This is a genomic window from Streptomyces sp. NPDC030222, from assembly GCF_055573115.1.
In genome coordinates this window covers 60,837-75,750 of record NZ_JBVICA010000027.1, presented here as the reverse complement: position 1 = coordinate 75,750, position 14,914 = coordinate 60,837, and the positions used below count along the sequence as shown (strand labels likewise).

Sequence of the window (14,914 nt, the reverse complement as noted above, 5' to 3'; positions counted from 1 at the left end):
CCCCGGTGTCACCCACCTTCGACGTGATCGTTCTCGGGCTGGGCGGTATGGGTTCGGCGGCGGCGAGCCATCTCGCGGCCCGCGGGGCCCGGGTGCTCGGGCTGGAGCGCTTCGGCCCGGTGCACAGCCGCGGTTCCAGCCACGGCGGTTCCCGGATCACCCGGCAGGCGTACTTCGAGGATCCGGCGTACGTGCCGCTGCTGTTGCGCAGTTACGAGCTCTACGAGCGGCTGGAGCGCGACACCGGCCGGGAGGTCGCGGTGCTGTGCGGCGGGGTCATGGTGGGCCGCCCGGACGCCCGTACCGTGGCCGGCTCGCTGCTGTCGGCCCGGACCTGGGACCTGCCCCACGAGATGCTCGACTCGCGGGAGATCCGCCGGCGGTTCCCGACCCTGACTCCCCGGGACGACGAGGTCGCGCTGTACGAGGCGCGTGCGGGTCTGGTCCGGCCGGAGAACACGGTCGCCGCACATCTGCAGTGCGCGTCCCGGGCCGGGGCGGAGCTGCACTTCGAAGAAGCGGTGACCCGCTGGGAGGAAGTGCCGGGAGGCCGGGGCGTGCGCGTCCACACGGCGGAGAACAGTTACACGGCCGGTCAGCTGGTGATCTGCCCGGGGGCGTGGGCACCGCGGCTGCTCACCGGCATCGGGGTGCCGTTCAGGATCGAGCGGCAGGTCATGTACTGGTTCCGGCCCGTCGGCGGAACCGGCCCCTTCACTCCCGAGCGGCATCCCGTCTACATCTGGGAGGACACCGACGGGGTGCAGGTCTACGGCTTCCCCGCCATCGACGGCCCGGACGGCGGCGCCAAGGTCGCCTTCTTCCGCAGGGGCGCCGAGTGCAGCCCCGAGACGATCGACCGGACGGTGCACCCGGAGGAGATCGAGGAGATGGCCGCCCATGTGCGGCGGCACATCCCGGCCCTGCCCGGCGCCTTCCGGCACGCCGCCACCTGCATGTACTCCAACACCCCGGACGAGCACTTCGTGATCACGCGGCATCCGGTCCATCCCGAGACGGTGACCGTGGCCTGCGGCTTCTCGGGGCACGGCTTCAAGTTCGTCCCGGTGGTCGGGGAGATCGCCGCGGATCTCGCGCTCACCGGCAGCACCTCCCACCCCATCGAGCTGTTCGACCCCAAGCGGTTCTCCGCCACGGGTGGTCAGGAGGCGTCCCCATGACGACGGAACTCACCCCCAGTCTGATCGCGACGCTGCCGGGTCACTGCTACACCGACCCCGCGGTGTTCGAACTGGAGCAGGAGCGGATCTTCGAGTCGCTGTGGTTCTGCGCGGTGCGCGCAGCGGAGCTGGACCGGCCCGGTTCCTTCCGCACCGTGCGGGTCGGGCGGGAGAGCGTCCTGGTCGTGCGCAACCACGGGGGCGCGCTGCGGGCGTTCCTCAACGTGTGCCGGCACCGTGGCGCGCGGGTGTGCTCGGAGGAGGCGGGTGAGGTGCGCCGGAGCCTCCGCTGCCCGTACCACGCGTGGACGTACGACCTGGACGGGAAGCTGATCGCCGCGCCCAACCTGGTGAGGATGCCGGACGTCGACCGCGAGGAACGCGGTCTGGTGCGGGTCGCACTGCGCGAGTGGCTGGGCTATGCGTGGGTGTGCCTGGCGGACGAGCCGCCGTCGTTCGAGGACACGGTGGTCGGTGCGGCGGCCGAGCGGCTCGGCGATCCGGCGGCGGTGCAGCGCTACCGGGCCGAGGACCTGGCCCTGGGGCGCCGCATCCGTTACGACGTGGGCGCGAACTGGAAGCTCGTGGTGGAGAACTTCATGGAGTGCTACCACTGCGCGACCATCCACCCCGAACTCACCGGTGTGCTGCCGGAGTTCGCCGGAGGGTACGCCGCGCAGTACTACGTCGGCCACGGGGCGGAGTTCGCCCGGGGCGCGGAGGGCTTCACGGTCGACGGCAGCGCGGGCTTCGGCCGGCTCGAGGGGATCGGCGACGACCAGGACCGCCGCTACTACGCGATCACCGTGAAGCCGCAGGTGTTCGTGAATCTGGTGCCGGACCACGTGATCGTGCACCGGATGTTCCCGGTGGCGGCGGACCGCACGGTGGTGGAGTGCGACTGGCTGTTCGCCTCCGAAGTGGTCGCGTCGGGTGCGGACCTGTCCAAGTCGGTGGAGCTGTTCCACCGGGTGAACGTGCAGGACTTCGACGCCTGTGAGCGGACCCAGCCCGCGATGGACTCCCGGGCCTACCGCGGCGGTGGGGTGCTGGTGCCGAGCGAGCACCACATCCGGGCCTTCCACGACTGGGTGAACGAGCGGCTGGGCCGGCCCGTGCCGCCACCCCGGACGACGTGCTGATCGTCACATTCCGCATGACCCGGCTCCGGCCGGGGAGGCGCGCCCGCAAGCACGACCGGGAGGTAGGAGTCAGATGCCCGAGCTTTACATCGGCGGTGAGTGGACCGTCGCCGTCGACGGGGGCAGCAGGGAGATCCGCTGCCCCGCCGACGGGAGCCTGGTCGCCGTGGTCGACGAGGGAGGCCCCAAGGACGCGGCCGCCGCGGTGGCGGCGGCCCGGGAGGCCTTCGACAGCGGCCCGTGGCCGCGCACCCCGTCCGCCGAGCGGGCGCGGGTGCTGCTGCGGGTCGCGGACATGATCCGGCGCGACAAGGCGGAGCTCGCCCGTGCCGAGTCGCTGGACACCGGCAAGCGGCTGTCCGAGTCGGAGTACGACATGCAGGACATCGCGGAGTGCTTCCGCTGGTTCGGGCACCTGGTGTCCGCGCAGGCTCCGGGCCGGACCGTCGAGACGGCCGTGCCCGGCGCGGACAGCCGTACCGTGACCGAGCCCGTGGGCGTGTGCGCGCTCATCACGCCGTGGAACTATCCGCTGCTGCAGACGGCGTGGAAGGTCGCCCCCGCGCTGGGCGCGGGCAACACCTTCGTCCTCAAGCCGAGCGAGCTGACACCGCACACGGCCGTGATGCTGATGCGGCTGCTGCGCGAGGCGGGCGTGCCCGACGGCGCGGCCAATCTGGTCCTCGGTACGGGTGCCGCGGTGGGTGCTCCGCTGGTGGAGGACGATCGGGTGGACCTGGTGTCCTTCACCGGCGGGCTGGCGACCGGCCGGAGGGTGATGGCCGCGGCCGCCGCCACGGTGAAGCGCACCGCGCTGGAACTGGGCGGGAAGAACCCCAACATCGTGTTCGCGGACGCGGATTTCGACACGGCCGTGGACTATGCGCTGACTGCGGTGTTCCTGCACTCGGGGCAGGTGTGCTCGGCGGGGGCGCGGCTGCTGGTGGAGGACTCGCTGCACGACCGGTTCGTGGACGAGGTGGTGCGCCGGGCGCGGGGCATCCGGCTGGGCGGTCCTTTCGACGAGCGGGCGCAGACCGGGCCGTTGATCTCGGCCGCACATCTGTCGAAGGTCGACGCGTATGTGGCGGCCGGGGTGGCGGAGGGCGCGGTGCTGCGCTGCGGCGGTGCCCGGCCGGACGATCCCGCGCTCGCGGGCGGGCACTTCTACCTGCCGACGGTGCTCGACGAGTGCCGGGCGTCGATGTCGGTGGTCCGCGAGGAGTCGTTCGGGCCGGTGCTGACGGTCGAGCGGTTCCGGGACGAGGAGGAGGCGCTGGCACTGGCCAACGGCACGGAGTACGGGCTGGCGGGGGCGGTGTGGACCCGTGACGAGGCGCGGGCGGCGCGGGTCGCCGCGGCGCTGCGGGCCGGCACGGTCTGGATCAACGACTACCACCCGTACGTGCCGCAGGCGGAGTGGGGCGGGATGAAGCAGTCCGGTACGGGGCGCGAGCTGGGCCTGGCCGGGCTCGCCGAGTACCAGGAGATCAAGCACATCTGGCGCAACACGGATCCGCGCCCCCAGCACTGGTTCGACTGACCGAACCCCCGGGAGCCTGCCTCCGGCCGGCCCCGGGCCCCTGCGGTGGCCGGTTCCCGTCCCCGCATCCGTCGCGCGCGGTGCGACGCCGCTGCCTCCCCCCACAAGGAGTGATTAGTCATGACCACGACACTTCCGGTCCCCCCACCGCCCACCGGTGACTCGGACGACCAGGCACTCACCGAACTCGGCTACAGACCCGGCCTGAAACGCACCCTGGGCAACTTCCACACCTTCGCCGCCGGGATCAGCTACATCTCGATCCTCACCGGCACCTTCCAGATGTTCTACTTCGGCGTCGGTTTCGGCGGGCCCGCCTACTGGTGGTCCTGGCCCCTGGTGTTCGCCGGGCAGCTGATGGTGGCGCTGTGCTTCTGCGAGCTCGCCGCCCGCTACCCCGTGGCCGGCTCCGTCTACAACTGGGCGAAGCGGCTCGGCGGCCCGCACATCGGCTGGCTGGCCGGCTGGATGATGACGATCGCCACCATGGTGTCGCTCTCGGCCGTGGCGCTCGCCCTGCAGCTGACGCTGCCGCAGATCTCGGCGTGGTTCCAGATCGTCGGCGACGGCACGGGCACATACGACGCGGCGACCAACGCCGTGGTCCTGGCCTGCGGTCTGATCCTGTTCACCACGCTGGTCAACGCCTTCGGCGTGAAGCTGATGGCCCGTATCAACACCGCGGGCGTGTTCATCGAGCTGATCGCCGCCGTCATCCTGGTGGTGCTGCTCGCCGCGCACATCACCCGCGGACCCAGCGCGGTCCTGGACACCCAGGGCCTCGGGGACGGCCAGTCGCTCGGCTACTTCGGCGCGTTCCTCACCGCCTCGCTCGCCTCCGCATACGTCATGTACGGCTTCGACACGGCGTCGTCCCTCGGTGAGGAGTCCCTCGACCCCAGCCGCAACGCTCCCCGCGCCATCCTGCGGGCGCTGGTCGCGTCCTTCGTCATCGGCGGACTCATCCTGCTGTTCGCGCTGCTCGCCACCCCGGACCTGTCGGCACCCGAACTGTCCGTCAGCGGACTGCAGTACGTCGTGCTCAGCACCCTCGGCGCCACGATGGGCCAGGCCCTGCTGTGGTGCGTCGTGATCGCCGTCGTGGTGTGCGAACTCGCCGTGCACACCGCGGGCATCCGGCTGATGTTCGCCATGGCCCGCGACAACAACCTGCCCGGCGGCGCGCGCCTCGCCAAGGTCAGCCCGCGGTTCAAGACCCCCGTCGCCCCCGCCGTGGTGTGCGGAGTGGTGGCCATCGCGATCCTGCTGGTCAACATCAAACAGCCGCAGATCTTCTCGGTCGTCACCAGCATCGCGATCATCATGATCTATCTGGCGTACCTGCTGGTCACCCTCCCCATGCTGGTTCAGCGGCTGCGCGGCACCTGGCAGCCCGCCCAGGGACGCTTCTCGCTCGGCCGCTTCGGCCTTCCCGTCAACGTCCTCGCCGTGCTGTGGGGCGCGGGGATGACGCTGAACCTCCTCTGGCCGCGTGCCGAGGTCTACAACGCCACGGCCCCCTACCACTGGTACCTGCGCTGGGGCGGGGTGCTGTTCGTGGGGCTCGTGACATTGGGCGGCTTCGCCTACTACTGGTTCGTCCAGCGGCACCGCACGGGAGTCCTCGCCGACCACGCGGCCGACCACCGGACCGCTGCCTGAACGGGAGAAGGAGAGTCATGAACGAGTTCGACTACGTCGTCGTCGGCGGCGGCACCGCCGGCAACGTCGTCGCCGCCCGCCTCAGCGAGGACCCCTCCGTCACCGTCTGCATCCTGGAGGCAGGCCCCTCCGACGTCGGCGACGACAACGTCCTGCGGCTGGAACGCTGGATGGGGCTGCTGGAGTCCGGCTACGACTGGGACTACCCGGTGGAACCCCAGGCCAGCGGCAACAGCTTCCTCCGGCACGCCCGTGCGAAGGTGCTCGGCGGCTGCTCCTCGCACAACTCCTGCATCGCCTTCTGGGCGCCGGCCGAGGACCTCGACGCCTGGGAGGCGGCCGGCTGTACGGGCTGGGGCGCCGCCGACACGTTCCCGCTCTACCGACGGCTGGAGAACAACGACGCACCCGGCGAACACCACGGCCGCAGCGGTCCGGTCAGGCTCCGCACCATCAAGGGCGAGGACCCCTGCGGCGCCGCCCTGCTGGAGGCCTGCGCCCAGGCAGGCATCCCCACCACCCCGTTCAACACGGGCAGCACCGTGGTGCGCGGTGCCAACTGGTTCCAGATCAACTCCGACGAGAACAACATCCGTCAGTCCTCGTCCGTCGCCTACCTCCATCCGGTCATGGGCAAGCGGCCCAACCTGACCGTGCGCACCGGCATCCGGGCCAAGAAGCTGCTCCTCGACGAGAACCGGCGCTGCACCGGCGTGGAGTACCTGGACCCCGACCTCGTCCACACCCGCCGGATCACGGCCCGCCGGGAGGTGATCGTCAGCTGCGGTTCCATAGACACGCCCAAACTGCTGATGCTGTCCGGGATCGGTCCGGCGGAGCACCTCCGCGAGGTCGGCGTCGACGTGGTCGTGGACTCCCCCGGCGTCGGCGAGAACCTCCAGGACCATCCCGAGGGCGTCATCATGTGGGACGCGAAGCGGCCCATGGTGACCTCCTCGGACCAATGGTGGGAGATCGGGGTCTTCGCCGACACCGAACCGGGCCTGGACCGGCCGGACCTGATGTTCCATTACGGCTCGGTGCCCTTCGACATGAACACCGCCCGGCACGGCTACCCGACCAGCGAGAACGCGTTCTGTCTGACCCCGAACGTCACCCGGGCCCGGTCCCGCGGCACGGTCCGGCTGCGCACCCGCGACTACCGGGACAAGCCGCGGGTCGACCCGCGCTACTTCACCCACGAACACGACGTGCGCGTGATGACGTTCGGGCTGCGGCTCGCCCGGGACATCGTGGGCCGCCCCGCCATGGCCGCGTGGGCGGGCGCGGAACTCGCCCCCGGCCCGGACGTCACGACCGACGACGAACTCCTCGACTACATCCAGCGGACCCACAACACCGTCTACCACCCTGCGTGCACGGTGAAGATGGGCGCCGACGACGACCGGTCCGCGCCGCTCGACGCACGGCTGCGCGTCAAGGGCGTCCACGGACTGCGCGTCGCCGACGGCTCCGTCATGCCGGAGCTCGTCACCGTCAACCCCTGCATCACCACCATGATGATCGGCGAGAAGTGCGCCGACATGATCAGGCAGGACGCGACGGGGACTCCGCGGGCCGCTTGAACATCCGGGTCGCGGTGATCTCACCGTGCACCGTCTGCTCGGCCGGGTTCTGCTGCGGCAGGCCCGGCCGCAGGTGCTCCTCGACGCTGATGTACTTCAGTCCTGCCCGCAGGTCCGCGTCGTTCCGCAGCCGGATGACCAGCGGGAACTCGGCGAGCGCCGTGGTGTCGAACAGACCCGTCGTGTACAGCAGCTGCACCCCGAGGGCGTCGGACACGGCCCGCTGGAGCTCCAGCAGATACGTGGCGTTGGCCCGGCCGATGGGGTTGTCGAGGAACAGCGTGCCCGCGTGACGGTGCTTGTCACGGCCGCGGTCGTTACTGCGCAGCGCGGCCATCGTGCAGTACAGCGCGATCGCCGCGGTCAGCAGCTGGCCACCGGAGAACACGTCGCCCATCTGCCCGACCGGCACCCGCTCCGCGCGCAGCACCGCGTCCGGCTTCAGGATCTCCACCGCCACGCCCCGGGGCTGGAGCGCCGCCTGCACGCCGCGCAGCAGCAGTGACATCCCGTCCCTGCGCAGATCGGAGTTCTTCCGCAGGGCGGCGCGGGTCGCCTCGTCGATCACCTCGCCGAGACGTTCGGCGAGGACCGCCTGGTCGGGTTCCTCGAACCGGATCCGCAGGAACTCCTGCCCCGACCACTCCCCCAGCCCCTCGGGCAGCCGGGACAGCCGCTGCGCGGACCGCAGCGTCGCGAGCGACGACTCGACCAGGCCGCGCAGCCGGTCGACGATGCTGTCGCGGTTGCGCTCCAGCTGGGCCAGTTCGTCTGTGAGCACCCGCAGTCGGGGCGCAAACGCCTCGGCCCACTTCGCGGCGTGCTCGGGCAGCGCGGCCGCGGGCAGTTCGCGGATCTGCTGGCGGGCGGGGGTGCGCACCTGCTCGTAGCGCGTCGAGTTGGCGTGGCGGACCAGCACGTCGCACGCCTCACGGACGGCGCCGTCGGCGGCGGACAGGTCGGCGGCGCACCCGCGCAGCGAACGCCTGGCCTCGGCCGCGGCCGTACGCGCCTCCTCGGGCGCGCCCGGGTACGGCTCGGGTGCCTCGGCGTTCTCGTCGTCCGCGGAGTGGTCCCTGAGCAGGTCGCGCAGCAGCGCGGCCGTCTCGTCGAAGCCCCCGGCGGCGTCCTCCGCCGCGCGGTGCGCCCGCAGCAGCTCGGTGTGCACGGCACGCGCGGTGTCCAACGCGTCAGTACGGGAGGCAAGTTCACCGGTGGCCGTACGCAGCAGGGTCTGCGCCTGCTCGACGTCCGCGGGCACCAGCTGCTCGGGGAGCGCGGTGTGCTCCTCGCCGTTCCCGGGCGCGAGGCGTTCCGCCTCGCCGCGCAGCCGGCCCAGCTGCTCGGACGCGGTCGACGCCCGCGACTCCAGCATCTGGACGAGGGCCTCGGCGCGGGCGGCAGCGGCCTGCCGGGACGGCCCGTCGGCGCCGTCGGGGCTCAGCAGGAGCTGTTCGGCCCGGGTGCGGACCTTGTTGGTCAGCCGGTCGAGCTCGGCGAGGGCAGCACTCTCGTCGCTCTCGGCGCGGGCCTGCTCGGCCCGCAGATCGGCGCCGACGCCGACCTTCTCGTAGACCTGGCTGGCGGCGCGGTACGCCTCGCGCAGGGCGGGCAGCGCAGCGCGCGGTGTCGCGTCGTCCTCGTCCGGGAGGGGGTCCGGGGCTCCGGCGATCTCGGCGCGTTCGGCGCGGAGCGCGCGGGAGGTGCGCCGCGCGTCGTCGGCGGCCCGCTGGGCGGCCCGGCGGTCCTCGTCGGCGGCGCGTGCCCGCTCCAGGCAGGCCTGTGCCCGGGCCTCGGACTCGGTGGCCTCCTCGGCGAGTTCACGCAGCCGCAGCTGCCAGCCGGCGCGCTCCCGAAGCCGGAAGGCCAGCCCCGCGAGGGCGTCGGCGGCGCGGCGGGCGCGCTGGGCCGTCTCCTGCCTCTCGTCCCGGACCCGAGCCGCCTCCGCGGCCGTCTCCTCGGCTTCGGCACGGAGCGTACGGGCCTCCGCTAGCTGCTCGTCCGCGGTACGGACGGCCTCCTTCGCCGCCTCGGCGGCCCGGGCCAGTTCGTCGAGCATGCCGGCCGGGCAGTCGGCGCGCCACGCTCCGAGCCGGGCGGCGAGCGCGCGGTCCCCGGCGAGCCGGGCGGCGAGACGGCGGATCTCCTCGTCGCGGGCCGCGGCCCGCGCCCTCAGCGCCTGCCGCTCCTCGTCGGCGGCGTGCTCGTCGTGCATGGCCGGGTTCGGCGGCACCAGGAACACGTCCCCGTCGAGCGCCTCGCCGCCGCGCGGCACTGGTGCGAGCAGCGCGGCGGCGGTGCCGACGGCGACCGCGGACCGCGGCAGCAGCGCGGCACCGTCCAGCACCTCGCGGGCGCGGCCGTGCGAGGCGGGGTCGGTGATGACGACGCCGTCGACCAGCTCGGGCCGCGCGGCGAGCACGGACGCGTGGTCGGCCGGGTCGACGGCCTGCGCGAGGTAGCGCCAGCCGGGCAGGGCGGGAATGCCGTGCTCGCCCAGGAACTCGACGGTGGCGAGGACGTCCGGGCCAGGCGGCAGCAGCCCTCCGTCGCCGAGGGCGCCCAGGATGCGGGCGTCGTCGGCCGCCGCGGTACGCAGATCGAAGAGCTGGCGTTCTGCCGAGGCGATGCCCTGGTCGAGCAGCTCCCGCAACTCGTCGGCGTACCGGTCGAGTTCCGGGGCGGTGAGCGGTCCCCCGGCGGCCGGCCGCACGATGCGCGGGGCGTCCCCGCCGGCGCTCGCGCCGCTGGACGTCCGTCCCGCCGCTCCGGTCGCGGTGTGCTCCGCGGCGGTGCCGGTGTGGCCGTCGTCCCCGGTTCCCTGGCCCGGGACGACGGGGTGCCCGGCGTCGCCCGTCGCCGGTTCCTCGGCGCCGCCGCGGCGGGGGTGCGGCACCCCCGGACCTGCTGGTGCCGGGTGCGGCGACGGGAGGCTGAGGAGTTCGGCGAGGCGTTCCGCCGAGGCGATCGACTCGGCGGCTCGGCGCTCGGCCTCGTACGCGTTCCCGGCGGCGCGGGCGGCGTCCTCCGCGCGGGCGGCGGCGAGCTCGGCGCGGGACTCGGCCGCGGCGGCCTCCCTGGCCCGGTCCGTGGTCGAGCGGGCCGCGTCCTTCGCCGATTCGAAGGCGGCGACGGCGGTCTTCTCGGCGTCGCTCGCGGCGAGCGCGGCCCGCGCCGGGTCGGCGTCGGGGGCCGTGTCGTCGAGCCAGCCGGCCCGCACGGCTTCGGCGGTCTCCTGCTCGACCTCGGCGAGGCGCTGGCGCAGGTGCCCGGTCTCGCTCCGGGCGCGCTGGGCCTCGGTGGCGGCGGCGGTGGCGTCGCGGTGCGCGGCCTCGCCGGCCTCCTGGAGCGCCGCCGAGCGCTCCTCGTGTTCGTTGGCGATGCGCTCGCCGTCCTCGGCGGCGGAGTGCAGGGCCCGGACGAGGTCGGCGGCGGCCCTGGCGCGGGCGGCCAGGGCCGGGGCGGCGTCCCGCTCGGCCTCGCGGATCGCGGCGGCGACGCGCACCGAGCGGTCGGCGGCGGCCCGGTGCCGCAGCACGGCCTCGGCGGCCTGCCAGGCGGCGTGCAGGGTGCGTGCGTCGGCCAGTTCGCGGCGCTGCGCGTTCGCCGCCTTCTCCGCGGCGGTGAGCGCCAGCGAGGCGTTGCGGTAGGCGAGTTCGGCGGCGATCAGGGCGCTGCGGCCGCGGGCCTTTTCGGCCTCGGTGACGGCGTGGGCGGAGGCGGTGACCTGCTGGGCGAGGTCGGCGGCGCGGCCGCGTTCGACGCCGGCACGGGCGGAGAGCCGGCGGGCCAGTGTCCGGGTGCGGTGTTCGGCCGCGGCGTGGACGTCACGGGTGCGGGACCGGGTCTCCGCGGCCTCGACGATCCGGCCGAGCAGATCGACGGATCCGGCGGTGAAGTCCCGTTCGGCTGTGAGTTCGGCACGGCGGCCGAGTTTGTTGCCGAAGCCGCCGACGAGATCGGCGAGGCCGTCCGTGTCACGGGTGTCGGTGACGGCGCGCAGCAGCAGGTCGGTGAAGTCGGAGTCCTTCTTCACCGCGAAGAGGCCGGCCGCCTCTCCCTCGTCGGCGTTCATCTCGCGCTGGTAGCGGAACAGTTCGGGGTCGAGGCCGAGCTCTCCGAGGTGTTCGTTCCAGCGGTCGTGGATCTCCTCCCAGTGCACGTCGAGGTGCGGGTACGCCTTGCCCGCGTCGGTGATCGCGTCCCGGAAGCCCTTCATGGTGCGGCGGCGGCCCTGTGCACCGGAGGCCCCCTCGACGGGCGCGCGGACGGCGGTCGACTCGGCGACCGGCAGCGAGTCGAGGCTCAGACCGGGGCCGGGCCGGAAGGAGTACCAGGCCTCGGCGAACTTCCGCGGATCGTTGGAGACCTGGCGGCCGCGCCACTCGCTGACCTTGCCGACCACGACGAGCTCACCGGTGAGGGTGTGCTGCCACTCCAGGGCGACGTGGCCGCAGTCGTCGGCGAGCAGGAACTTGCGCAGCACGCCGGAGCTGGCGCCGCCGAGGGTGTTGCGGTGGCCGGGGAGCATCACCGAGAAGATGAGCTTCAGCAGGACGGACTTGCCGCCGCCGTTCTCCAGGAAGAGCACACCCGCCGGGGCCGGCCGGCGCGGCGGGCCGACGGGCTCCTCCTCGAAGAACTCCGCCTGGGCCGGGGCGGGGTGGGGCACCGGCTCGCCGACTCCGCGCAGGTCGAGCACGGTGTCGGCGTAGCGCGCGCCGGCAGGCCCGATGGAGTAGAGGCGGACCCGGGACAGCTCGTACATGGCGGCGTACTCTCGTCGTTCTCGTGGCTCAGGCGTGGAAGGGCAGGCCGGCGTCTGCGGCCAGCTCCAGGTCGTCGACGTCGGGCGCCGGCAGCAGCGTCGCGGTGCCGTCGCCGACCGGGACGACGCCCAGTGCCAGGAGTTCGGCCATGGCGGCGCTGCCGGCCATGTCGCGGACCTGGAGCTGGTAACGGGCGGTGGTGCGGTACGTGCCGCCCGCGTCGTCGCCGGTGCGCTGGAGGAATCCGGAGTCGGTCAGGAACACCACGGCCTTGGCGATGATGCCGGTGGTGGAACCGGCCAGCCGCCGGGCGTCCTTGGTGGCTCCGGTGGCGCTGCGCCGGGCGTAGGTGCGCCAGGCCGCCTCGAGTCCCGGGGCACCGGTCTCGGGGTCGGTGTTCTCGCCGAGCTCCTCGGCGCGCTCCTCCAGGCGACGGCACGCCTGCCGCACGAACGCGTCCACGCCGTTGACGGTGATCCGCCCGATATATCCGTCGTCGGCGAGGTCCTCGGGGCGGGGGAAGGCCATGGCAGCGACGGCCAGGTGCGCGAGGCCGTGCAGGAAGCGGTCGGCGGAGTCCGTGGCGGCACGACGCGCGTAGTCGCCCATGCGGACGGCGAAGACGGAGTCCTCGGCTGCGGTGACCGCCATGCCGGCGCGCGGGGAGACTTCGAGGACCACGAGTCCGAGGCCCGCCGCGACGGCGTCCGCGAGCCGTGCGAAGGCGGGGTCCTCGCGGTGGCGGCGCAGGAGTTCGGCGTACTCGGCGTCGCGGGCGGGGAGCAGTTTGGGCTGGAGCCCGAACGCGACGAGCCGCGCGGCGTCCGCGGCGTCGGCGGGCGTGATCCGGCTCCCTCCGGGGCCTTCGGGGGCCGTTCCGTACGTCTCGGCCACCGTGTGTGCGGTGGCCCCTCCGCCGGAGCGGGCCCACGACATGCCGCCGGCGCGCGGGGCACCGGCCGCGCCTGCGGAACGGGCTGCGGTCGTCCCTCCGCGGGCGGACTCGGAACCCGAGGACGGCCGGTCCTCGGCATACCCGTCCTCGTCGTGGTCCACGGTCGGCACGCCGGGCGCGGTGGGGTCGATGTCGGCATCGCCGGGCCCGGCTACGGGGGCCACAGCCGGAACGGCCTCCGCCGGAAGGCCGTCGGACAGCGCCTCCGCTGCCGCCTCGGTCCGCGAGCCGCCCCGGGCGTCCGAGCCGTCCCGGCCCACGGAGGCAGGCGCCGAGTCCGGCTCAGCAGCCGCATCGAATGCCGACGCGACCCGCGCGGCGGGGTCGGCGGCGTGCTGCTGGTCGGTCACTGGTGCTCCTCGGCGGGGTGGTTCGTGCGGTGGTCCACGCGGTCGTCCGCGGACCGGTCCTGCTTCAAGATCATCGACGTGGACGGGATGATCATGCCGCGTCCGTCCGGTCCGCCGCCATCGCGGCCGCGTCCAGGAGGGCGGTGCCCACGATCAGGTCCGCGCCGCCGAACTCGGGGTCGTCCAGCCGCGTGCCGTCGTCGACGGCGAAGAGCAGCCGTTCCTCGCCCTGCCGGTAGGCCGTGCCGACCGGCGGGCTGGCGGCGTGGACGGCGAGCAGGGCGACGAGATACGGCAGATCGGGGTCGCGGCGCCGGGCCTCGGCGAGCAGGCCGGAGAGCCGTCGAGGCGCGTCGTGCGGCAGGTCGAGCAGCTCCATGGCCGCGGCGAGCTGCTCCTCGCTGAACCGGCTGTCGTCCGGTGTGGCGATGAGGTCCGGTTCCGGCATCTCCGCGCCCAGGTGCTCCCGCTCGGCCGGCGGCGTGAGCAGGATGTCGACGAGGTCGGCGACGCGCACGGAGACCGGGGTGCGCAGCCCGGTGCCGCGGGCGAAGAACGCGTCGGTGACCCGGGTGGCCTGCTCCACGGGAAGCGGCATCAGGGGGGCGACCAGCTGTCCGTAGAGATCGAGGCCGGAGCGGACGGTGGGCTGGGCGAATGCCTGCCGGTCCTGCTCGGCCCGGAACAGCGGTCCGGCCTCCAGCAGCCGGGACTGGAGCTGGGTGTGCCGGCGGATGCAGTCCTTGACTATGTCGACGAGCTCGGCCGCGCGCCGCTTGTGCTCGCCCGTCCTCGGGTCGTTGCCGGTCTCAGCCTCGTCGCGGACCTTGCGGATGTTGGTGAGGATCGCGTTCTCGTGGCGGTACCGGTCGGCGACGTGGTCGAGCGCCTCGGCGATCATGTCGGGCACGGCGTTCAACCAGTCGACCGCGCGCACATTGCGCCGGGTCGCCTCCAGGGTCCTGCGGAGCGTCTCGGCGTACTGCACCGTGCGGTAGCGGGCCTGCTCGGCGGCGAGCTGCGCGTCGGCGAGCCTGCCACGGCTGATCAGCACCTCCAGCTTGACCTCGGCGGCGATCTGGGCGCTCGTGACGTCCGTGTCGAGGGCGCCGACGAGTACGTTGACCGCCTCGTCGGTGGTGCGCAGGTAGACGCTCCCGCCGTGCCCGGGGACCTCCTCGACGAGCTTGAAGTCGTAGTCCCTGCGGACGTACGCCCCGTCCGCGTCGAAGGTGCCGTACACCGCGCGGAACCCGCGGTCGACGCTGCCGACGTTGATCAGGTTCTCCAGCACCCAGCGGGCGACCCGCTCGTGCTGGGCGGCCGGGCGGTCCGGCGCCTGGGCCGCGACCCGGGGCACCAGCCTGGCCACTATCTGGTCGTGGTCGGCGCCGGTGTCGAAGTCCATGTTCAGCGTCACGAGGTCGATGGCCGCGAGGGCGACCTCCGCCATCGCGTACACCGAGTACTCACCGGCCAGATTGGCCTTGCGCACGTCGAGGTCGTGCAGCGGCGCGGTGCAGGCGAGCGCACGGAGCCGCCGCGCCAGGCCCTCGTCGGCGGCCGGGCCCGGTGCGGGCCGCGACGCCATGCTGAGCTGGGGCGGAGCGGAATCCCGTACGGCAGGCGAAGTCACGGTGCACAGATTAGGTCCTCGCACCGACAACGGTCGAAACAGCGCAGACCGGCGCCGCCGCCAAAGGGCGCCGAGGCGTCGTGGGGGGAG

General features: G+C 73.3%; 8 protein-coding genes. 5 read left to right on the top strand and 3 right to left on the bottom strand.

Annotated features, from left to right (window positions below):
- The first annotated feature begins 5 nt into the window (after positions 1-5).
- From solA to ACZ4Z5_RS29730, 5 genes are all read left to right on the top strand, one after another.
- Positions 6-1,181 carry an N-methyl-L-tryptophan oxidase gene (gene solA / locus ACZ4Z5_RS29750; protein WP_468268484.1) on the top strand — a complete coding sequence of 392 codons (1,176 nt, stop codon included), beginning with the start codon at positions 6-8 and terminating at the stop codon, positions 1,179-1,181.
- Positions 1,178-2,323, top strand: coding sequence for an aromatic ring-hydroxylating oxygenase subunit alpha (locus ACZ4Z5_RS29745; RefSeq protein WP_468268481.1), 1,146 nt, complete (start codon positions 1,178-1,180; stop codon positions 2,321-2,323). Before solA ends, ACZ4Z5_RS29745 begins: the two co-directional genes overlap by 4 nt.
- A gap of 73 nt (positions 2,324-2,396) precedes the next feature.
- Complete coding sequence (locus ACZ4Z5_RS29740; RefSeq protein ID WP_468268478.1) at positions 2,397-3,866, top strand: aldehyde dehydrogenase family protein; 1,470 nt, start codon at positions 2,397-2,399, stop codon at positions 3,864-3,866.
- A 120-nt stretch (positions 3,867-3,986) separates the two neighbouring features.
- A complete protein-coding gene (locus ACZ4Z5_RS29735) occupies positions 3,987-5,528 on the top strand; it encodes an APC family permease (protein ID WP_468268475.1) in 1,542 nt (513 codons plus the stop codon).
- A 17-nt stretch (positions 5,529-5,545) separates the two neighbouring features.
- Positions 5,546-7,114 (top strand): GMC family oxidoreductase, encoded by a 1,569-nt coding sequence (locus tag ACZ4Z5_RS29730; RefSeq protein WP_468268473.1) that lies wholly within the window; start codon positions 5,546-5,548, stop codon positions 7,112-7,114.
- Here ACZ4Z5_RS29730 and ACZ4Z5_RS29725 read toward each other — a convergent pair.
- From ACZ4Z5_RS29725 to ACZ4Z5_RS29715, 3 genes are all read right to left on the bottom strand, one after another.
- A complete protein-coding gene (locus ACZ4Z5_RS29725; protein ID WP_468268471.1) occupies positions 7,077-11,882 on the bottom strand; it encodes a hypothetical protein in 4,806 nt (1,601 codons plus the stop codon). The two genes, ACZ4Z5_RS29730 and ACZ4Z5_RS29725, sit on opposite strands and share 38 nt — an antisense overlap.
- A gap of 28 nt (positions 11,883-11,910) precedes the next feature.
- A complete protein-coding gene (locus ACZ4Z5_RS29720; protein WP_468268549.1) occupies positions 11,911-12,819 on the bottom strand; it encodes a hypothetical protein in 909 nt (302 codons plus the stop codon).
- A gap of 460 nt (positions 12,820-13,279) precedes the next feature.
- On the bottom strand, positions 13,280-14,824 hold the full coding sequence (locus tag ACZ4Z5_RS29715) for a hypothetical protein (protein ID WP_468268468.1): 1,545 nt from the start codon (positions 14,822-14,824) through the stop codon (positions 13,280-13,282).
- Positions 14,825-14,914 lie beyond the last annotated feature (90 nt).